This is a genomic window from Burkholderia sp. AU45388, assembly GCF_030481585.1.
Classification (GTDB): Bacteria; Pseudomonadota; Gammaproteobacteria; order Burkholderiales; family Burkholderiaceae; genus Burkholderia; species Burkholderia sola.
Genome location: NZ_JAUJPV010000021.1, coordinates 19,434 through 40,984, shown reverse-complemented (window position 1 = coordinate 40,984; position 21,551 = coordinate 19,434). Strand labels below are relative to the sequence as shown.

The following is a 21,551-nucleotide window of genomic DNA, read 5'->3' as shown; positions in this document are numbered from 1 at the left end:
CGATCTTCGCGCACCGTTTTTTTCGGAGAGTTTCATGCCGCATTCGTCGCCGGGCGCACCGCTCGATCCGGTCGCCTTCATCCACAGCCAGATCCGCACGGTGCCCGACTGGCCGCAGCCGGGCGTGCAGTTCCGCGACATCACGACGCTGCTGCAGAGCCCGAAGGCGCTGCGCATCCTCGTCGACCTGTTCGTCGAACGCTATGTCGACGCGAAGCTCGATTACGTCGCGGGCCTCGACGCGCGCGGCTTCATCATCGCGCCGATCGTCGCTTACGAGCTGAGCGTCGGCTTCGTGCCGATCCGCAAGGTCGGCAAGCTGCCGTACAAGACGCGTTCGGAATCGTACGATCTCGAATACGGCAGCGCGACGGTCGAGATCCACGAAGATGCGTGCAAGCCCGGCGATCGCGTGATCATCATGGACGACCTGATCGCGACCGGCGGCACGATGATGGCGGGACGCAACCTGCTGGAGCGGCTCGGCGCGGAGGTCGTCGAAGGCGCGGCGATCATCGACCTGCCCGATCTCGGCGGCTCGACGCTGCTGCGCAACGCCGGACTGCCCGTCTATACCGTTACCGAATTCGCCGGCCATTGAACGCCGGCCCGTCGGGGCCGGCCGTCGCGGCTTGCCTTGATTCACGCTTGGGTCACATTCCGCAGCGAGGTCACGATGCCCAACTTCATGCTGTTTCTCGCCACGTCGATCGCGATCACGTTCGCGCCGGGTCCCGACAACCTGCAGGTCCTCGCACGCGGCATCTCGCAGGGCCGCGCGGCCGGCTTCGTCGCCGCGCTCGGCTTCACCGCCGGAATCCTGTTCCACACGACGCTCGCGGCGCTCGGCGTCGCGGCCGTGCTGCGCTCGTCGCCGGTCGCGTTCCAGATCCTGAAGCTCGCGGGCGCCGCGTACCTCGTGTGGATCGGCATCAAGGCGCTGCGCAGCCAGGGGCTCGCGAACGCGCATGCGCGCCCGCCGCAGCCGCTCGCCACGATTTTCCGGCAGAGCGTGATCGGCAACCTGATGAACCCGAAGGTCACGCTGTTCTTCGTCGTGTTCCTGCCGCAGTTCGTCGATCCGCACGGCGCGCAGGGCGTGACGCTCCAGATGTTCGAGCTCGGCGCGCTGTTCATGTTGCAGACGGCCGCGGTCTTCTCGCTGTTCGGCGTCGGCGCGGGCATGATCGGCGCGTGGCTGAAGCGCCGCCCGAAAGCCGGCGTGTGGCTCGACCGGATCGCCGGCGCGACGTTCATCGCGATCGGCATCCGCGTCGCGCTGAAGGACTGAGCGCGATGACGTTTCCGTGCATCGCGGCCGCGCGCCGCTTCGATCCGGCCGCGCACCTGCGCTTCGAGATCGCCGGCCAGGCGGTCGGCTGGGTGCGCCGCCAGGACGTCGCGAAGCTCGCGCGCTGGCCCGACGTGTTCGAACTGACCGCCGATCGGGTCGTGCTGTCGGCGCGCTACGATTCGGTCGACGCGCGCAGCATGGCGCTGGCCAGCGCGATCGGCGCGCTCGCGGCCGAAGGCGCGATTCCCGGCTGGCGCGACGAGATCTACGCGATCCGCAACCGCTTCGACGATCCGCCGCTCGCCTACATCGAGCGCGCGGCGTCGCGCTTCTTCGGCACGCAGACCTATGCGGTGCACGTGAACGGCATCGTAGAATATGCGGTTGCGCCGGGCGAGCCGACCGCTGCGGCGACGCCGAAGATGTGGCTCGGCCGCCGCAGCGCGACCAAGGCCACCGACCCCGGCATGCTCGACAACGTCGTCGCCGGCGGTATCGGCTGGGGGCTGGGCGTTCACGAGACGCTCGCGAAGGAGTGCTGGGAAGAAGCCGGCATTCCGGCCGACCTGTCGGCGCGCGCGATCGCGGGCCGCACGGTGCAGGTGCTGAACGCGCTGCCGGAAGGCACGCAGTCGGAACTGATCTTCGTGTACGACCTGCCGCTGCCGCACGACTTCGCGCCGCGCAACCAGGACGGCGAAGTGGCCGAGCACCTGCTGGCCGGCGTGCCCGAGGTGATCGGCTGGCTGCGCGAAGGCCGTGCGACGATGGATGCGAGCCTCGCGACGCTCGACACGCTGCTGCGCCACCGCTGGATTGCGGCGGCCGACGCGGCCGGCATCGACGCGCTGTTCGTGCCGGCTGCGTGACGTGCACAGCGACGTGCGCCGTGCGGCGCGAACGGCCAATTTGACGAATACGGAAACAATGGGAGTAGCGGTCATGCCGACCGATCACAGCTTTATCTTGAAACTGTCGTGCCCCGACCGGCACGGCATCGTCCATGCGGTCTCGGGCTTCCTGTTCGAGCGCAGCAACAACATCCTCGATTCCGCGCAGTTCGGCGACAGCCGCACCAGCGAGTTCTTCATGCGCGTGCACTTCGAGCAGGACGGCGGCGGCGTGGATGCCGCGTCGGCGCTCGACACGCTTCGCAAGGAATTCGCGCCGCTCGCCGAGCAGTTCTCGATGCGCTGGGAGCTGCACGATGCGGCCGTGAAGCCGCGCGTCGTGATCATGGTGTCGAAGATCGGCCACTGCCTGAACGATCTGCTGTTCCGCTATCGCACCGGGCAGCTGCCGATCGAGATTCCGGCGATCGTGTCGAACCACAAGGAGTTCTACCAGCTCGCCGCGAGCTACAACATTCCGTTCCATCACTTCCCGCTGATCGGCGGCTCGTCCGATGCCGCGAAGGCCGCGCAGGAAGCGCGCGTGCTGGAAGTGATCGACGAGCATCAGGCCGATCTCGTCGTGCTCGCGCGCTACATGCAGATCCTGTCGCCGAACATGTGCGCGCAGCTCGCCGGGCGCGCGATCAACATCCACCATTCGTTCCTGCCGAGCTTCAAGGGGGCGAAGCCTTACTACCAGGCGTTCGACCGCGGCGTGAAGCTGATCGGCGCGACCGCGCACTACGTGACGACCGATCTCGACGAAGGCCCGATCATCGAGCAGGAAGTCGAGCGCGTCGACCACAGCATGACGCCCGACCAGCTGACCGCGATCGGCCGCGACGTCGAATGCGTGACGCTCGCGCGGGCGGTGAAGTGGCACGTCGAGCACCGGATCGTGCTGAACGGGACGAAGACGGTCGTGTTCCGCTGATCCGTCGGCCGCGACAGGCTGGCTCTGCAAACGAAAACGCCGCGCCCTTCATTCACGGGCGCGGCGTTTTTTTATGGCCGTTGGCGAGCGGGCGGCTTCAGATCAGCCGCAGCAGGTACAGCTCGCGTTTCAGGTACGCATAGAAAATCGGCGCGGCGATCACGCCCGGCAGCCCGAACGCGGCTTCCATAATCAGCATCGCGAGCAGCAGCTCCCACGCGCGCGACTCGATCTGGCCGCCGATGATCTTCGCGTTCAGGAAGTATTCGAGCTTGTGGATGACCACGAGGAACGCGAGCGACGCGATCGCGGTGCCCATGCTGACCGACAGCGACACCGCGACGATCAGCGTGTTCGAGATCAGGTTGCCGATCACGGGCAGCAGGCCGACGATGAACGTGACGAGCACGAGCGTTTTCGACAGCGGCAGCCGCTGATGGAAGATCGGCAGCGCGACGAGCAGGTAGATGCCGGTGAAGGCCGCGTTGATCGCCGAGATCTTGATCTGCGCGAACACGATGCGGCGAAACGCGTCGGCGAAGCGCGACACGCGCGTGACGAGCGCGGTCGACAGCGGCCGGCGCGCCTTGCCCTGCTCGACGCCGATCGCGATCATCGCGCCGATGATCATCCCGAACAGCACGTGGCCGAAGCCGCGCGCGACGCTCTTGCCGCTTTGCTGGAGCTGGTCCATGTGCGAGTGCATCAGCACGGCCGCCTTCGTCTTCATCTGTTCGACGTCGACGGGCAGCAGATTGGCGATCCAGGACGGCGTGCGTGCGCGGGTCTGCTCGACGATCTGCATCAGTTGGCCGAGCAGGCTCTGCAGGTTCGGCACCGTGTGCTCGAAGTGTTCGATGATGGCGAGCGTCAGGCCGGTGAGCGCGCCGACGATCGCGATCGACAGCAGTACGACCGCGACCCAGCGCGCGCGCATGCTGGTGGTGTGGCGTTCGATCACCGGTGCGATCGTGTGGATCAGCTGATAGACGAGCAGGCCGGCCAGCATCCCGCCGAGCAGCTTGAGCTCGAGGACGAGCCACATCATGACGAGCGCAAGGAGATAGCTGCCGATCTCGAGCGCCGACAGCTTCGGCAGGCTCAAGTCGCTCGTCAGCCGCACGCTGCGCAGGTGCGGCTCGCGGTTCTGCGTATCGCGCGACTCTTGTTGCTTCTCCATCGTGGATTCCTGTTGTCCCTGGGTCGTGCCGCGCGGCACGCGGCAGAGCGCGGGTCGCCCGGCGCCGCACCGGATTGGTGCGGATGACGAACCTTACGGCCGTAAAGTATAGCTGCCATTATGGTCCGCAAACGGGCCGTTTGGCGCATGGTGTAAACGCAGAAGGGAAAACGAGGGGGCGCGATCGCCCTCGACGGGCGCGCGGCCGGGCGGCCGCGCGCGGGGAAGGGCGAACGGGCGTCAGCCGGCCGCGACTTTGCGGGTCGGACGCTTGAGCAGCGGCGCGAGGTACTTGCCGGTGAAGCTCGCCTTCGTCTTCGCGATCTGCTCGGGCGTGCCCTGCGCGATGATCTGGCCGCCGCCGGCGCCGCCTTCGGGGCCGAGGTCGATCACCCAGTCGGCCGTCTTGATTACGTCGAGGTTGTGCTCGATGATCACGACCGTGTTGCCCTGGTCGCGCAGCCGGTGGATCACTTCGAGCAGCAGCGCGATGTCGTGGAAGTGCAGGCCGGTGGTCGGCTCGTCGAGGATGTACAGCGTGCGGCCGGTGTCGCGCTTGGACAGCTCCAGCGACAGCTTCACGCGCTGCGCCTCGCCGCCCGACAGCGTCGTGGCCGACTGGCCGAGGCGGATATAGCCGAGGCCGACGTCGAGCAGCGTCTTCAGCTTGCGCGCGATGACCGGCACCGCGCTGAAGAACGCGTACGCGTGCTCGACCGTCATGTCGAGCACTTCGCTGATGTTCTTGCCCTTGTACTGCACTTCGAGCGTTTCGCGGTTGTAGCGCTTGCCGTGGCACACGTCGCACGGCACGTACACGTCCGGCAAGAAGTGCATCTCGACCTTCAGCACGCCGTCGCCCTGGCACGATTCGCAGCGGCCGCCCTTCACGTTGAACGAGAAACGGCCCGGATCGTAGCCGCGCTCCTTCGACGTCGGCACGCCCGAGAACAGCTCGCGGATCGGCGTGAACAGGCCCGTATACGTGGCCGGGTTCGAGCGCGGCGTGCGGCCGATCGGCGACTGGTCGACGTTGATCACCTTGTCGAAGTGCTCGAGGCCCTCGATCGCCTCGTGCGGCGCCGGCTCGGCGGCCGAGCCGTACAGGTGGCGCGCGACCGCGTGATACAGCGTGTCGTTGATCAGCGTCGACTTGCCGGAGCCCGACACGCCGGTGATGCAGGTCAGCAGGCCGACCGGCAGTTCGAGATCGACGTGCTTCAGGTTGTTGCCGTGCGCGTCGACGATGCGCAGCATCCGCTCCGGATCGGGCGATATGCGCTCGTCCGGATACTCGATCACGCGCTTGCCGACGAGGTACTGGCCGGTCAGCGACTGCGGATTCGACTGAACCTGCTTCGGCGTGCCTTCGGCCACCACGACGCCGCCGTGCTCGCCCGCGCCCGGGCCCATGTCGACGACGTAGTCGGCCGTGCGGATCATGTCCTCGTCGTGCTCGACGACGATCACCGAATTGCCGAGGTCGCGCAGGTGCTTGAGCGTCGCGATCAGGCGGTCGTTGTCGCGCTGGTGCAGGCCGATCGACGGCTCGTCGAGCACGTACATCACGCCCGTGAGCCCCGAGCCGATCTGCGACGCGAGCCGGATGCGCTGCGCCTCGCCGCCCGACAGGGTCTCGGCGCTGCGCTCGAGCGACAGGTAGTCGAGGCCGACGTTGTTCAGGAACGTCAGGCGCGCGACGATTTCCTTGATCACCTTGTCGGCGATCTCGCGCTTCGCGCCGTCGAGCGTCAGCCCGTCGAAATAGCCGAGCGCGTCGCGCAGCGGCCAGCCGCTGATTTCATAGATGCCCCGTGCGTGGTCGCCGGTGCCGATCCGCACGTGGCGCGCCTCGCGGCGCAGGCGCGTGCCGTCGCACGACGGGCACGGCTGGTTGTTCTGGTACTTCGACAGCTCTTCGCGCACCGCGACCGAATCGGTCTCGCGGTAGCGGCGTTCGAGGTTAGGGATGATCCCTTCGAACACGTGTTCGCGGATCGTCGTGCGGCCGCGCTCGTTGATGTACGAGAACGGGATCGTCTGCTTGCCCGAGCCGAACAGCAGCACCTTGCGGATCTTTTCGGGGAGATCCTCGAACGCGGCGTCGATGTCGAATTCGTAGAACGCCGCGAGGCTCTGCAGCATCTGGAAGTAGAACTGGTTGCGGCGGTCCCAGCCCTTCACCGCGCCGGCGGCCAGCGACAGCGACGGGTGCGCGACGACCCGCTTCGGATCGAAGAACGTGATCTGGCCGAGGCCGTCGCATTCCGGGCACGCGCCCATCGGGTTGTTGAACGAGAACAGGCGCGGCTCGAGCTCCTGCAGCGAGTACGAGCAGATCGGGCACGCGAACTTCGAGCTGAACAGGTGCTCGCGATCGGTATCCATTTCCAGCGCGATCGCGCGGCCGTCGGCAAGGCGCAGCGCCGTCTCGAACGATTCGGCGAGCCGCTGCTTCATGTCCGGGCGCACCTTCAGGCGATCGACGACGACGTCGATCGTGTGCTTGTCGTTCTTCTTCAGCTTCGGCAGCGACTCGACCTCGTAGATCTTCGCGACGCCTTCGTTCGCGGCGCCGCCGCCCGAGCGCACGCGAAAGCGCACGAAGCCCTGCGCCTGCATCTCCTCGAACAGCTCGGCGTGCTCGCCCTTGCGGTTCGCGACGACGGGCGCGAGGATCATCAGCTTGGTTTCCTCGGGCAGCGCGAGCGCCGCGTCGACCATCTGCGACACGCTCTGCGCCTCGAGCGGGATGTCGTGGTCGGGGCAGTACGGCGTGCCGACGCGTGCGTACAAAAGTCGCAGGTAGTCGTGGATTTCCGTGACCGTGCCGACGGTCGAACGCGGGTTGTGGGACGTCGCCTTCTGCTCGATCGAGATCGCCGGCGACAGCCCCTCGATCAGGTCGACGTCGGGCTTCTCCATCAGCTGCAGGAACTGGCGGGCGTACGCGGACAGGCTTTCCACGTAGCGGCGCTGGCCCTCGGCATAAAGGGTGTCGAACGCGAGCGACGACTTGCCCGACCCGGACAGCCCGGTAATCACGACCAGCTTGTGGCGCGGCAGGTCGAGATTGACGTTTTTCAGGTTGTGGGTGCGTGCCCCACGGATACGGATCTGTTCCATGAACCTGGCGAAATGGAGGGAACCAAACCTGCTACTATAACGGCTTTTCGAGACCGTCGTTTACGGCCCCTGGCCTTTACAGCAGGTGGCAGCAAGGCGACACCTGCGCCGGGAAAAGCGGTCGCGCCGCATGTTCCGCGCGGCCCGCAGGCCGCCCGCATCCGGCCCCGACGTGTCGTCCGAAAGGCCGCCAGGCCGCCGGTCCTGATCTTCCGCCGCCCGCCGCCGGGCGGACATTCCGATCATTCGAAATTCATTCCCGATGTCCAATCCGTCCGCCACGTCTTCCCGCATGACTGCGCCCGAACTGCGCGCGACCACGTCGCTCGCGGCGATCTTCGCGCTGCGCATGCTCGGCCTGTTCATGATCATGCCGGTGTTCTCGGTCTATGCGAAAACCATCCCGGGCGGCGACAACGTGCTGCTCGTCGGGCTCGCGCTCGGGGCCTACGGCGTCACGCAGTCGCTGTTCTATATCTTCTACGGCTGGGCGTCCGACAAGTTCGGCCGCAAGCCGGTGATCGTCACCGGCCTCGTGATCTTCGCGCTCGGCAGCTTCGTCGCCGCGTTCGCGCACGACATCACGTGGATCATCGTCGGCCGCGTGATCCAGGGGATGGGCGCCGTGTCGTCGGCGGTGCTCGCGTTCATCGCCGACCTGACCTCCGAACAGAACCGCACGAAGGCGATGGCGATGGTCGGCGGCTCGATCGGGGTGTCGTTCGCGGTCGCGATCGTCGGCGCGCCGATCGTGTTCCACTGGGTCGGGATGAGCGGGCTGTTCGCGATCGTCGGCGTGCTGTCGATCCTCGCGATCGGCGTCGTGCTGTGGGTCGTGCCCGACGCGGCGAAGCCCGTGCACGTGCGCGCGCCGTTCGCCGAGGTGCTGCACAACGTCGAGCTGCTGCGCCTGAACTTCGGCGTGCTGGTGCTGCATGCGACGCAGACGGCGCTGTTCCTGGTCGTGCCGCGCCTGCTGGTGGACGGCGGGCTGCCGGTCGCCGCGCACTGGAAGGTCTACCTGCCGGTGATGGGGCTCGCGTTCATCATGATGGTGCCGGCGATCATCGTCGCGGAAAAACGGGGCAAGATGAAGCCGGTGCTGCTCGGCGGCATTCTGGCTATCCTGATCGGTCAATTGTTGCTCGGCAGCGCACCGCATACCATTGTGATCGTGGCGGCGATTCTCTTCGTGTACTTCCTCGGGTTCAACATCCTGGAAGCGTCGCAGCCGTCGCTCGTGTCGAAGCTCGCGCCGGGTTCGCGCAAGGGCGCGGCCACGGGCGTCTACAACACCACGCAGTCGATCGGGCTCGCGCTCGGCGGCATCGTGGGCGGCTGGCTGCTGAAGCACGGCGGCGCGAACACGGTGTTTTATACGTGCTCGGGGCTCGTTGCCGCGTGGCTTATAATCGCGGCCAGCATGAAAGCGCCGCCGCGCAAGGCCTGAATCTTGTTTCGGGCAGGCATCGGCAGCGCGCCGGCCTGCCCGGCGGGCCGTTCCGGCGATACGCGCGGGCGGCCCGGCATCGAATTTACTGGAGAAACACATGGCATCCGTCAACAAGGTCATCCTCGTCGGCAACCTCGGCGCCGATCCTGAAGTCCGTTACCTGCCGAGCGGCGACGCGGTTGCGAACATCCGTCTCGCGACGACCGACCGCTACAAGGACAAGGCAAGCGGCGATTTCAAGGAAATGACCGAGTGGCATCGCGTCGCGTTCTTCGGCCGTCTGGCGGAAATCGTCAGCGAATACCTGAAGAAGGGTTCGTCGGTCTATATCGAAGGCCGCATCCGCACGCGCAAGTGGCAGGGCCAGGACGGCCAGGATCGTTATTCGACCGAGATCGTCGCCGAACAGATGCAGATGCTCGGCGGCCGCGGCGGTTCGGGCGGCGGCGGTGGCGGCGGTGACGAAGGCGGTTACGGCGGCGGCTACGGTGGTGGTGGCGGCGGTCGCGGCGAGCAGGCGGAGCGCGGCGGTGGCGGCGGTGGCCGTGCCGGCGGCGCAGCGCGTGGCGGTGCGGGTGGCGGCGGCCAGAGCCGTCCGAGCGCGCCGGCAGGCGGCGGCTTCGACGAGATGGACGACGATATTCCGTTCTGATTTCCCGTATCCGAGAAATGTAAAGATCAACCCCGCCTTTTGGTGGGGTTTTTCTTTATATATCTGGGATTCAGAGCGTTCCTTGACCCGCAACATTTGCCGGAGGGGTACCGCGGCGGCAGACGATTTTTCGCTGATAACGCATATCGTCAACTTTCGGTGTTAGCCATCCTGAGGCGCGGGCTTCCTCAGGCGTTGCCATGAAAAAGTCGTAAACATTGCGTACCTTGAGTCGGCAGCATCAAGGAGAGACGCATGCAAGTGCGATTTCACGTGGTTACGGTTCTGCATCCAGGAGGGGAGCGCCTTCCAATCCTGCTTGATGCGGAAAGGCAACCGGTGCCATGGATTAACGCGTATCTCATCAAGCACCTGCGTCCCAGGCTGTCTGTCAACAGTCTCATCAAGACGTTGCGCGCTCTCGGTTATATATGGGCTTGGGCGTTGGCAGAGGCGTTTCCGCTGGAGACGCGTCTAGTTTCTGGCGAAGGTCTGAGTCAGGACGAGATCGTCAGTCAGCTTTACCCCTGGTTGCGGCGCAACTTCCAGACAACCCGAAAAGTTCGCAAGCTCATCGTTTCGCCGAGCACCGTAGCGTTTCGTCTGAACGTCGTTTCGCAGTGTGTCAGGTGGCATCTCGAGTGCGCGATGTTCGCGATGCCAGTGGGTAGCCCAGAAATTCGCGAAATGCGAGAGAGGTTGACGTTCATTGAGCGTAGCTTCTCAACAGCGGGGCGCGTGCGCGTCGAGTCTTCGACTCATGCGACGCCGCTGTCGACAGATCAACAGCAACGACTATTGCGGATCTGCCATCCTGACTCTCGCGAGAATCCATGGAAAAAGCCGTATCGGCAGCGCAACTTCCTGATCGTGCTGATGATGGCAATGCTCGGTGTGCGTCGGGGGGAGTTGCTCAAGCTTCGGGTTTCGGACTGCCACTTGTCTCGCGCTATTCCCGAAATCCGTGTGAAGAGATCGCCCGACGATCCAAGTGATCCCCGGATCAACGAGCCGCAAGTCAAGACCGAGTCGAGACTTCTACCGTGCAACACATCGCTAGCCAGGTACCTTAACGACTACATCTGCACGACGCGCCGAAATATCCCAGGAGCCGGCAGGAGCCCGTTCCTATTTCTAAGTCGAGGCGGACAACCGATGAGCCTTGCGCGCGTGAATGGTCTCCTTGATCAGATCGCAATTGTTCATCCTGAATTCGAAGGTCTGCACCCGCATTGCCTGCGCAGCACATGTGCGACCAACTTCCGCGAGGCTGGCTTGCGCAATGGATTGGACGAGGAGCGAATCGACAAGGACATGATGTACTTCTTTGGCTGGCGCTCGGCCGACTCAGTGATGCCGTATATCGATGCGGCCATCCGGCGCGAATCGTGTGAGATCAGCCTGAGCTACCAGGCTGCGTCCCTTGGCAGGTCAATCTTCCGGAGCGACGCATGACGAACAGCGACGTGAACCAAGCTATGGTGGAACACCTGCGGCGGTACGGCCTTCCAGCGTTGCCGGATTTCGTTGTTGACCGGGATGGACGTCGAATGGACCTCCATGGCACGGTATGGAAGTTTAATGTGGCGACTGAGCACATAGCCGTCGACTGGTCCAGCTTTGCCGACTGCAACGCGATTGTGAGCTATGCGCTGCGGCGATGGGCCGTGCTGCTGCTTGCTCAACAAGCTGGCCGAACCGTGGCGAACGGTCTCCGCACCATTGTCGATGCGCTTCGCGATCCCGTCTCAGAACGGGGGCAACATATGTGGCCAGGGCTGGCCGAGATTACTGATCCAGTGCGTATGCGAACGGCGCTGCGCGCCCAGATGGAAAGGGCAATTCAGGGCCTGCGAGTACGGAAAGCAATGGTCGACTTCTACGTCCTGCGCCATTGGTATCTTTGGTCATCGGAAATGTTGGACTGCCTCGGTTTCGACGAGGAATTCGCTCTCGAACTCGATGAAGTTCGAATTCCCGCGCGACCGTCGCGTCTTGCGGTTGAACTCGAGGATGAGGAGTGCGGTCCGCTCTGGGATACCGAAGTGACGATTCTTCGTCGCGCGCTGCTGGAGGATGTATCGACGGCGCGTCAGCACGTAATGCAGCGCGCGGCAGTCGCGCTCAGTCTTGCGTACGGTCGCAATCCGTCCAACTTCTGCCTGCTGCGGGAAACAGACTTTAGGAATGTGCTTGCAGGGTTTGACGTGCCGGAGCAATGGACGCTCTCAATTCCCAGAATTAAGAAGCCGGGTGTTGGTGCCAGGCAGGCCTTTATCGAGGAGCGCGTGAGCGACGAACTGGCGGGCTTCTTGCGGACGCTTCTTGATGCGAACAAAATGGTTGATTGTGGCGATCACCCCCGGCCTATCTTCATGCGCGAGAATTTTGATCGTTGGTGTCAGGACACCGGCGTCGGTGAATACGGCTACCACATTAAAGTCGATGAATTCCGCCTGTTGATAAAACGGTTTGCCGCTCGGATGAATCTTTTTTCCCCACGTACGGGGCAGGCTCTTCATGTTACTTCCCGTCGGTTGCGCTATACGTTCGCGACGACAATGGTGGAATTGGGTGTGTCAAAGAGAGTGCTTGCCGCCATGCTTGATCACTCCGACACGCAGCACGTTCAGGTTTATTACGCCTTGAAGGGGCGACGCCTGACCAAGATTCTCGATCGGGCGGCCGCGCTGAAGATGGGGCCGCTGATGAGGCTGTTTCGTGGAACGCTGGTACCGTCATCCGAGTCTGCCGTGAGCGGCCCTGATCCAACGAAGTGCATCCAGTTCGTTGGGGATATATCGGCGGTACAGCCGGTTGAGATCGGAGCCTGCGGACAGGATCAGCTTTGTGCCCTTGATCCGCCGTTCTCGTGCTACCTCTGTCCAAAGTTCCAGCCTTACTTGGAAGCCGACCATCAGGCGGTGCTGAGCGAACTGCTCGCGGGCCGCAAGCACCGTCAAACGAAATACGGCGCGCGTTTGTCGATCCAGTTGGATGATGTCATCTACGCGGTTGCGCAAGTGATCCGAGAGGTCGACGAATATGTCTGCGGGCGTCGCAAGAAAGCGTAAATCGATGGCGGCGCTTGCCAGTGCGGTTGGCAAGCTGTCGGATAACTGGATCGTCAACCGTGAGACGCTAGTAGACAAAGCAAAGGTCTTAGTCCCGTTCCCGGGCGTGGAATGGGACAGCACAGTCTGGGATGTGTCGTTGGCCTACTTGCACCGCACCCGTGGTTACAAAGCAGACCGACCGGCGCAGCGTCTGCTGTTCACGCAGCATAGCCGCGTGCCACGGATACCCGGGGCGCCATTTGGGAGGGCGTTTGGGGATGTCATGAAGTCGCTTATATGCCAGCGGCATCGTCAACGGGGGCAGTCGGCAAACAGTCACATGGTGTTCATCCGGGCTTCGCGCTATGTGTTCGATGCATTGGCAGATAGAGACGATGACATCAGCCAGTTGACGGCGAATCATCTGGATGCTGCCGCTGCAAGGCTGTTCGAGCGCGAGAGGGAGTCAACGGCATACAAGGTCGTTGGTCACATGGAGGAGTTCGCCGATGCACTGGATCGCAACGGTTTGTGCCGGATACGACTCGACTGGCGCTGTCGACGCAAATCCCGTCCGAAATCAACGACGCCTGATCGTATCGACGACTTAGCACAGCAGGTCGGGCAACGGAGTCAGCTACCAGATGAGGAGGCCATCCGCGCGATCGGCTACCTCTATCAGCAGATCCCACGTGACGCACCGCCACATGATCCGGTCAGTGCCGATCGCATTATGATTCTGATTGCAACGGTAATGGTCTGCACCGGGCTGCGCATCGGCGAAATGCTGACCCTACCGGAGAATCCCATCTCCCCTGCGGAAGACGGCAGCACAAATCTGCGCTATGCGCGCCTGAAGGGGCGTGCCGACGATGTGGCCGTCGAGTGGCTTACCAAACCGCTGCTGACGGAGACCGAGGAGGTCGTCGAAGCAGCATTGATCGAGCTGTGGGCGGTGACGCAGGGAGCGCGCCAAATAGCCCGCTCGTTCCATGAGTCGGGTGAGCTACTCGCCGCCTTACCATTACAGGCGGAAATTGTTGGAACTTCGTTGCCCGCGATACTGGGATTGCGCAGCAAAGCGGTTGCGCAGTTCCTGAAAGCTCGGCGCATCACTTACACCGTTGTCGCGAAGAATATTCGGATCAGTCGCGAGGCGCTGCTTCAAGGAATTCGGGGCGACCACTGGGCATCGCCCACCATACCCGGCACACCCGGTCGCGGCCTTGCGCTTCATGAAGCGCTCTGCGTTGCTTACACAAATCAGATGCACCGTGGCACTCGGACGACGCTGACCTACGCGGCCCGTCCCATTACTGACCAGAACGTGCGGGACTTCCTGACTGGGCGTGGAGTCGTTGGTTCTGTTTTCGAGCGTTACGCGATCGCCGACAGTAGTGGCGGCCAAATAAACGTTCGCTCGCATGGATTTCGTCACTTTCTAAACCATCTACTGGACGAGGGTGGTGCACCGGATCTCGTGCAGACCAAATGGTTCGGGCGCAAGCATGCTGGCGACACAAAGGCATATCAGCACCTGACGCACGCCCAAAAGGCTGCGCAAGTAGTGGCGGACATCATGGACGGCCAAATCAGCGGTGCGGTGACGGAAATTGCGAAGGTTCTGCCAGTCGAGCTCGCACAGACATTCCTGACTGCACGCATCCATGCCGTTCACGATGTCGGACCGGGAATGTGCATTCACGACTTCCAGATGGCGCCGTGCTCGCGCCATCTGCAGTGCACGGTGAATTGCGATGAGTACATCTGGCTGAAGCGTGATGCGTCACGGTCGGACGAACTCAAGAGACAGGCGGCCGTTGTCTATCTCAGCCTGCAAAATGTTCAGAAGCAGATCGACGGACAGGCGTTGGTTGAGCCGGACTGGATGAGCCACCTGCGTATCCGGTACGACCAGCTGATGATGCAATTGGCACCGCTCAACTTCGAGGAAGTAGATCTTGTGCGCTATATCGACCAAGGGAGCGGCCATGCCGAAGGCGATCCGAGCTAACTCGAAAATCAGTGCTGCAAAGTTGACGAGCATCATCGCCGAGCTTGAGCGGTGGCGAGACAAGGAGCTCGGCGTCAAACTGACATGGGAGAGGATTGAAGCGTTTTCAGGATTTACGCGGCAAGCACTGAGTCGTCATCCGAAGATTGCAAGTGCGTATCAGGAAGCCAAACGATCCCTGTCGATGCCTGATCGTCGTTCCCGATCGCGTTCGCAAGATGATGAGCGTACGTACTTTGACGAAACGCTTGCTTCGCTGCGGGCGGAGGTGAGGCGGTACGAAGCATTGGAGCAGGGGTGGCTTCAGCGTTGGCAGCGCATCGCATTTCATTGCTCCAGACGCGGGCTGAGCATCGGCGAACTTGATCAACCGCTGGATGACCCGGGGCGAAGCTTCGACACCGATAGAAGAAAGTGAGCGAGGCCCGATCGAAGTTCTTGATCGTCAACGTCCAACGCTCGACCATCGGTCACTATTGCGCTTTTTCAAGGAGCGTCAGTAATTCACTTCTCAGCTCGGAGAGGGCAGTCTCCACGCCTTTGTCGCTGTATTCCTCCAGGTATGCGGTGGCTATGAGCGTGAGAGGGTGGACACCTAGTACCTCCGCCAACTGCTCAATTTTTCCGAGGGTAGGGGACTTGAGACCGCGCTCGACGGTGCTTACGTAGGTGCGACTGGAGACAATGCCGAAGTCCTCCTGAGATACGCCTTTCGCTTGGCGAAGCATCCGCAACGCTGCGCCGATTCGCGCCGATGAGTGCATGCAAGCCCCCTTAATAAAGGACTTGATGTACTCATTTCGAACACTAAAGGACTACAATCTATAGTGTTCATTTGGTATCATCGGCATCATGTTTGCAACACACCAAGCCAATGCATTGCCGCTTTATTCCGCCATCGCGGGGGATCAATTTTCTGTATGGTCGATCGTTGACATCTGGGGAGGCAATGATGCGCTTGTCCTCCAGTTGTCGGAGGGTGATCAGCGAGGTAGTCCACGAAAGGTCGCGCTTGTCGATTTGAAGGATTGCGCAGCCGTAATCCAGCAGTGTGTTAGCGACGGATTTGTGGTTCGTGGCGCCGCGATCCTACGATTGAGTGCGGCTCGTTCGTCGAAAATGTGGAGGCTTGAACCGTTGCGAGAGATTCGAACAGGCGTGGTTCCACCAACAGAGCAAAAGAATCGCAACGTACTTCAGCGTCTGACCATCGCGTTGATTACCGAAGATGGATCTCGACACTATCTGCCAATGGAAGCGGGTTCTACGACATATCCCGAACATGGCCGGCGTGTCTATCGGCGAGCCGCCGAATCTAAAGGGATTTCCGGAGGAGCTGATTCGTGATGCATGGTGGCTCGCGACGACCTTGGCGTTTTTTTTGAGCGCTATCAGCTATTGACGCAAGTCATCCCTGATGCGGGAAAAAATGATGGCGGTGGCGAGCTTGATCGGTACAGTATGAGCATCAAGCTATCGCTCAAAGCGGACTCGCAACTTGCCGAATCCGGGAAACCGTGCGTGTGTGCGATCGACCACCTGCAGTAACGCCTATGGGGAGCCTTTGATTTTGGTACCTTTGTGGACGATTCGAGCGGTAATGCCGCGTCAGCACAATCCATTTCGGCATCGGCGACAGTTGTAACTTTTGTCGGCATGTGGTTCGTTCGGACGCTTGCGTGGGTGCTTCTGGAGACTCAGCACGGGCGGAATCGCATCCGGCATGGACATCGCTGCGTCGATTCAATTTGCGCTGGTCAGGTAAGGATTGCGATGCCATTATGGAGCGATGCGTGCTATCCCCTCCGCCCATGAGTTGTCTGCCGTACTTGCGCCACCCAATGAGGTGCCGTCAGAGCTTCCCGTCTCTACGCGTGTCCAGATCCTACCGTTTGAAAAGCTGACTTGGCAAAATTTTGAACGTCTTTGTCACCGGTTGACTGCGCTAGATGGCGATGTCGAACATTGTGCGCGTTACGGAAGGCAGGGCGATGCACAAGAAGGTATCGACATCTTTGCGCGCCGAGCTGACGGCCGCTACCATTGCCTCCAAGCTAAGCGTCATCATAGCTTTGGCCCCGCCAATCTGCGCGACGCTGTCGACCTGTTCGTTGCTGGCAGCTGGGCTGCACGTGCCATTCGCTTTACTATCGCAGTCCAGGCATCGCTCCGATCGACTGCGGTGCAAGAGGAAATTGAGCGCCAGACACGACTGCTTGTGGAGCGCGGAATTGCCTTTGCGGCGCTCGACGGCGAGGATCTCACAGACCGTTTGCGCGCCCACCCGGTACTCGTTGATGACTTCTTTGGACGCTCCTGGGTCGTTGCACTTTTGGGGCAGGACGTTGCCGACGATCTAGGCTCGCGGCTCGACGGCGTGGCCTTCGCGCGTGTCCGCGCGCAGTTGGCTCGTGTTTATGAGGCGCAGTTCCAGCACTTCGACCCCGGCAGCTTTGGATCGGTTAGCGACGAGGATAGCCGCCCCGCACTAACCGTGCTCGAGCGGTTTCTTAAGCCGGACATGCTGGTGCGTGAAGTCGCTCAGGCCCGCGAGCGTAACCCAGGCGCTGAGACTGCGAGCGAGCGGAGCACCAGTGCTGCGGAATCGCCACGAACTGTATCGCCCGACGAGACCCGGTCAAGCGATACCCTCGCAAGTAGCCGAATGCGTCGCGTGCCGCTCCCTGAATGGCTTGATGACAGCCAACGGCTAGTGTTGTTGGGCGACGCGGGGTGTGGCAAGAGCACGCTGCTACGCGCTATTGCGCTCGATCTGCTTCACGGACAGTCATATTTTCCCGAGCTCGCAACGCGTTGGGGGCAGCATATCCCTGTATATATCCCGTTTGCGCGCTGGTCTTCGCAAGTGGCGCGAGACCGTCACACAATCGGTATCAAGGAGATCGTCCGGCGTTCACTCGAGCAATTTCTCACCGGTTCAATCGTGGATCTGCTTGACAGGGTCATTGACGACAGACGCGCTCTGCTGCTCATCGATGGTCTTGACGAGTGGAGTGTCGAGCAGGCTGCCCGCTCGACACTGAGTGCGCTGGTCACTACTGTCGAGGCACATGATATTCCCGTCATAGTCTCGGGGCGGCCCCGAGGTTTGAGCCGCATCGGTTCGCTCCCCTATAACTGGAAACGTGGGTCTATCGCACCTCTGTCAGTTTCCCAACAGTCCGCTATTGCGGTGCGCTGGTTTGAGCGGTACTCCGCGGTGTCGTCTGTCAGCATCGGAATTTCTGAGGCCAGCCTGCGAAATAATCGATTTATGGCCGAACTTGCGCGGGACGCCAACCTCGGCGCGCTTGCGACGGTACCACTGCTACTTGTCGGTCTTGTGATCCTCGCATTGCGCGGCCAGATCCTTCCGCGCACGAAGACCGACATCTACGACCAGCTAGTCCGCGTCCTGCTCGAACTTCACCCAGACAGGCGTGCGACGGCCTCAGGCGACACTGAGTCGCGCTTTCGCCACGCGATTGATCCTTTGCAAAGGCGTGCGGCGATCGCTAGATTGGCATACGCGTTGCGCAAAGATACCGGTGGTGCCGGCATGTCATTACTTGACGCGCGCGAGATTCTTCGCGCGTATCTCGCATCGCCGCAGGGTTTCGATCTCGCCGATGCCGACGCTGCAGTAATTGCCGGCGAGATCCTTGCAGTCAATGCAGAAACTCAGGGGTTGCTCGTCGAAAAGGCGCTCGGTGAAGTTGGATTCGTCCATGCGAGCTTCGAAGAGTTTCTAGGCGCCGAGCATATCGGCGGCTGGCCGTTCGGCGAGATCGAAGTGTTCGTGCGTGCACATGCAGGCGAGGGCCGCTGGCGAAACGTCATTTCCAACCTTATTGGTCGTATCGAGCGGCGCGACGAGTTCGATCGGTTGGTAGCGGTCATCGAGACAACCGACTCCGACGAAGTCGCGTGTTTTCACCGGCAGGCTCTGCTCGGCGACATCGCATTCGGCGCGGCGATGCGCGCGACAGCGACGACCAGGCGACTGGCGTTCGCGGCCATGCAACGGGTTGAAACCGAGGATTGGCTACCCGCGCGTCGTGAGGCGCTGGCGTCAGTACTAAAAGGTCTCGTCGATCCGGCATTGAAGGACGACGTCGCGCAGTGCCTCAGCCGTTGGTTGCCTGCGCGCGTGCTTCACCGTGCACCTTTGATCGCTAAGTTCGGCGCATGGCAACCGACCGCACAGCTTCAAGACCTTCTATTTCGGGCCATGCATGACGAGGATCGCGGCGTTCAACGGGCCGCAGCGGCGGCCTATGCTAGGGCCTTCTCCACTTCTGCTGATGCCGGTCAGCGGCTTGTCGACGGGTTGGCTTGCACACGCGATCTTGCAGCGGCTGCCGCACTTCTTGAGAGTCTTGCGATCGGTTGGCAGGACGCGCCTGGGGTAGCGCCTCTGTTCGAGGAGGCTTGGCGTCTGCACGAACGTGAGCTTGGTTTGGTCGGAATCCTGGGGCTCGCTGCGAGGGGGAGGGCTTCCGACGAAGCAAGGGATGCCGTGCTGCGCGCGCAAAACTTTTGGTCGGATATTTCCCATCCGTATCGCGAACTCGCTTCGACGATGTTGATGAAGTACTGGCCCGGCAATGACACGCTCATCAAAGGGGCGCTCGGCCGTGCGTCGCGTCAATTCGATTCGCCCTGGGAGTTGGACGTCGCGTACGCCTACCTTATGGAGTCGGCCGTCGGCCGAGATGATGTTCGCACTTGGATTCTCGCTGAACTCGGTCGAGACCATCCATTCAACGTCATGGGTGGCAGTCAGCGCCTCTGGTCCCAAGTCGGTCGTTTCGCCGCCGCCGACCCCGAAATACGCCTCGCTGCCAATAACCACTGGCTTCAGCCCAAGAACCGGGTCATCGGAATGTACAACATGCCGATGTATGTTGCGCAGGTCGCTGATCCACCGATTGCTGCGATGTTGAAGGAAGTTTTGGGAGATCAGCAGAACGGGTTCAATCGCTACTGGGCACTGACAGCACTATTGACTGGCTGGGGGCGGGATCATGTCGAGGTTAGATCGGCCATCGACTCACTCGCCGATGCAGCTGACGAGGACCTAATAGATCTCGCTTCCTTGCTTCCGATGATCACGCGAGAGAAGGCGGTAGCGCGCGAGAAATTGATTCGCATGGCGAAGCGTTGCGAGCTTCGGCGTGATCTGCTTACCATCGGATTGGAGGGATGCGGATGCGACGCGGCAGACAATGAGGCCGTGGCGGCAATCCTCGCCTTTCCCCGGCAGATGAACGAAAACGCATACTATTCGCTCTTTCGCGCATTCGGCTCAAACGCCAAGGTTCGCGCGCTCGCACTGGAGCTAGCCTACGAGGCCGACGGACCACTCGCAGCAATCGCGGCCGCGTACCCGGACGACCCCGAATTCACGCCGGTGCTGTTAGATGCAGCAGTACCGTTGCCGGTAGATCTACGTACGCAGGTCATTGAGGTTGCTGCAACCGGAGCGACTGGAACGGTACTCGAGGTCGTCTTGGCTCAAGCTATGTCCGAGGCCGATCCGGAGTTGCGTGCACGTATGGTTATCGCCCACTATCGTGCGCTGCCGTCCGATGGACGCGACGCGGCTAGGCAGACGCTCATCGCCAAGGCGGTTGAGGTTGGTCACAACAATGAACCTGTTCGCGCTGCGGCGCTCGCAGGGCTGGTAACAATCGACGCGCTCGACGCGCTGGCGACAGTCCAAATACATGGAAGACCGCTTCCTATCGAGACTGGTGGCCTTATAGAAGGCATCGATTCCGTTGAGCGGATGATTTGTGAGCGATTTGCCGAATTTAAGACTGTCTTCGGCGACAGCTTGTCAGAGCGGATTAGATCGATTGGGCAAGGTAATCGACTCGTAGAGATCCTCTCCGCGGCGCCGGGCGCTTCGCCAGCCGCCCGAGCAGAATTCCTCGCGCTTGTCGAGCGCGGAGAGATCCAACACACACTATACGCTACACGTATACTGCGCGCGCTTGCCGCCGAACGCCCCCGTAGTGACCTTCTACTTGCGCGATGCTGGGACATGCTCGACATCAGCGATGGGCGGAATGACCGCGCGATGGTTAGCGCCGACGTCGGCTTAATTTTGCGGGACCACTTCACGGGAGACGCGGATGTGCGTCGGCAACTTATAAGACGGTTTAGGCAAACGCCGGCCGTCGTCACTGCAATCCCGCTCGCGATCTTCGCACCCGATGCTGAGGAGTTGACACTTGTCACGAATTTTGAGGAGCTGGGGCACGAGTTCGCCGATTGGACTGTGGCAGTTCACGTGGCGGCGCGCCGGGCCGACAGCGCCGCATTTTGCAAGCTACTAGAGACTATGGTGACTCGGCGGTGGCGTTCACAATTCGACGCGCAGCAGATCACGAACCTAGCGGTCGAGGAAAGGCTCCAGCGAGACCTGAAACTTGAAGTATTGTTGAGCGCTCGGATCGCTCACGATGTCGATCCAAGCGTCAGCGGCAGCTTTGCACGCTATCTGTCCGCAGCAGGAAAACTCGGTCCGGAAGCGCGTAGCAAGGCGCTCGATCTTCTTCAGGCATTTGGCACCGGGCAACGATTGCCAGTCGCGGGCTACGATGCGATAGCCGATCAATGGCGATCGATACGCGCGACTCTGCTTGACGCTGTGTCCGCCGGACTTGAACTTGGCTAATGCAGGTGGCTTTTAAAAAAGCGATGGAGCAGCTGTGGCGATTGAAGCAGGCGCGCCGGTGATAGCAGGTCCGACTGGTGCTCGCTTTTGATAGGAACGGCTCGGGAACTCGAACAATCAAGAGAGAGAATCAGCTGCTTGCTTTCGGCTGCTAATGTCAGCCGGAAGCAGGCCAACTTTGGTTACTCGACATTTATATCGAGATCGCTGACAATCAACAATGCCACCTGCGCTTCACGGCGTATGCTGTGTCAGTCTGGTCAA

15 protein-coding genes are annotated in these 21,551 nt (G+C 61.8%); 12 read left to right on the top strand and 3 right to left on the bottom strand.

Translation table 11 applies throughout. The annotated features are described in order from the left end of the window. The first annotated feature begins 34 nt into the window (after window positions 1-34). From QZM72_RS26925 to purU, 4 genes are all read left to right on the top strand, one after another. Window positions 35-601, top strand: coding sequence for an adenine phosphoribosyltransferase (locus QZM72_RS26925; RefSeq protein WP_089468479.1), 567 nt, complete (start codon window positions 35-37; stop codon window positions 599-601). A 75-nt stretch (window positions 602-676) separates the two neighbouring features. Further along, window positions 677-1,291, top strand: coding sequence for a LysE family translocator (locus tag QZM72_RS26920; RefSeq protein WP_069620289.1), 615 nt, complete (start codon window positions 677-679; stop codon window positions 1,289-1,291). Between the two features lie 5 nt (window positions 1,292-1,296). Beyond that, complete coding sequence (locus QZM72_RS26915; protein ID WP_089468477.1) at window positions 1,297-2,163, top strand: DUF4743 domain-containing protein; 867 nt, start codon at window positions 1,297-1,299, stop codon at window positions 2,161-2,163. Between the two features lie 73 nt (window positions 2,164-2,236). Next, a complete protein-coding gene (gene purU, locus QZM72_RS26910; RefSeq protein WP_089468476.1) occupies window positions 2,237-3,121 on the top strand; it encodes a formyltetrahydrofolate deformylase in 885 nt (294 codons plus the stop codon). 97 nt (window positions 3,122-3,218) lie between these two features. Here purU and QZM72_RS26905 read toward each other — a convergent pair whose 3' ends face one another. Together QZM72_RS26905 and uvrA are read right to left on the bottom strand one after the other, a co-directional pair. Further along, the gene (locus QZM72_RS26905) at window positions 3,219-4,301 is read right to left on the bottom strand and encodes an AI-2E family transporter (RefSeq protein WP_179233441.1); all 1,083 of its coding nucleotides are present in this window, start codon (window positions 4,299-4,301) and stop codon (window positions 3,219-3,221) included. Between the two features lie 240 nt (window positions 4,302-4,541). Continuing rightward, complete coding sequence (gene uvrA, locus QZM72_RS26900) at window positions 4,542-7,427, bottom strand: excinuclease ABC subunit UvrA (protein ID WP_089468475.1); 2,886 nt, start codon at window positions 7,425-7,427, stop codon at window positions 4,542-4,544. Between the two features lie 262 nt (window positions 7,428-7,689). On the opposite strand from uvrA, the gene QZM72_RS26895 reads away from it, so the two are divergent. The 6 genes from QZM72_RS26895 (at window position 7,690) to QZM72_RS26870 (ending at window position 15,020) form a co-directional block, all read left to right on the top strand. Then, window positions 7,690-8,877 (top strand): MFS transporter, encoded by a 1,188-nt coding sequence (locus tag QZM72_RS26895; RefSeq protein WP_089468474.1) that lies wholly within the window; start codon window positions 7,690-7,692, stop codon window positions 8,875-8,877. Window positions 8,878-8,977: 100 nt separating this feature from the next. After that, entirely contained in the window at window positions 8,978-9,532 is a 555-nt protein-coding gene (locus tag QZM72_RS26890) for a single-stranded DNA-binding protein (protein WP_027785445.1), read from the top strand. Window positions 9,533-9,787: 255 nt separating this feature from the next. Continuing rightward, window positions 9,788-10,987 (top strand): site-specific integrase, encoded by a 1,200-nt coding sequence (locus QZM72_RS26885; protein WP_089468472.1) that lies wholly within the window; start codon window positions 9,788-9,790, stop codon window positions 10,985-10,987. Beyond that, window positions 10,984-12,606 (top strand): site-specific integrase, encoded by a 1,623-nt coding sequence (locus QZM72_RS26880; protein WP_089468471.1) that lies wholly within the window; start codon window positions 10,984-10,986, stop codon window positions 12,604-12,606. The genes QZM72_RS26885 and QZM72_RS26880 overlap by 4 nt, the downstream gene beginning before the upstream one ends. Window positions 12,607-12,610: 4 nt before the next feature. Then, a complete protein-coding gene (locus QZM72_RS26875; protein ID WP_256979673.1) occupies window positions 12,611-14,602 on the top strand; it encodes an integrase in 1,992 nt (663 codons plus the stop codon). After that, the gene (locus QZM72_RS26870) at window positions 14,580-15,020 is read left to right on the top strand and encodes a hypothetical protein (RefSeq protein WP_080311425.1); all 441 of its coding nucleotides are present in this window, start codon (window positions 14,580-14,582) and stop codon (window positions 15,018-15,020) included. The genes QZM72_RS26875 and QZM72_RS26870 overlap by 23 nt, the downstream gene beginning before the upstream one ends. Window positions 15,021-15,075: 55 nt before the next feature. On the opposite strand, the gene QZM72_RS26865 is transcribed toward QZM72_RS26870, so the two are convergent. Then, window positions 15,076-15,366, bottom strand: coding sequence for a helix-turn-helix domain-containing protein (locus QZM72_RS26865; RefSeq protein WP_038771840.1), 291 nt, complete (start codon window positions 15,364-15,366; stop codon window positions 15,076-15,078). 88 nt (window positions 15,367-15,454) lie between these two features. Here QZM72_RS26865 and QZM72_RS26860 point away from each other — a divergent pair, with 88 nt between their 5' ends. Together QZM72_RS26860 and QZM72_RS26855 are read left to right on the top strand one after the other, a co-directional pair. Beyond that, window positions 15,455-15,949: a hypothetical protein gene (locus QZM72_RS26860; RefSeq protein WP_179233440.1), complete on the top strand. Its 495-nt coding sequence runs from the start codon at window positions 15,455-15,457 to the stop codon at window positions 15,947-15,949. A gap of 442 nt (window positions 15,950-16,391) precedes the next feature. Continuing rightward, window positions 16,392-21,287, top strand: a complete 4,896-nt coding sequence (locus tag QZM72_RS26855) for an NACHT domain-containing protein (protein ID WP_301739645.1) — start codon at window positions 16,392-16,394, stop codon at window positions 21,285-21,287. The last annotated feature ends 264 nt before the right edge of the window (window positions 21,288-21,551 follow it).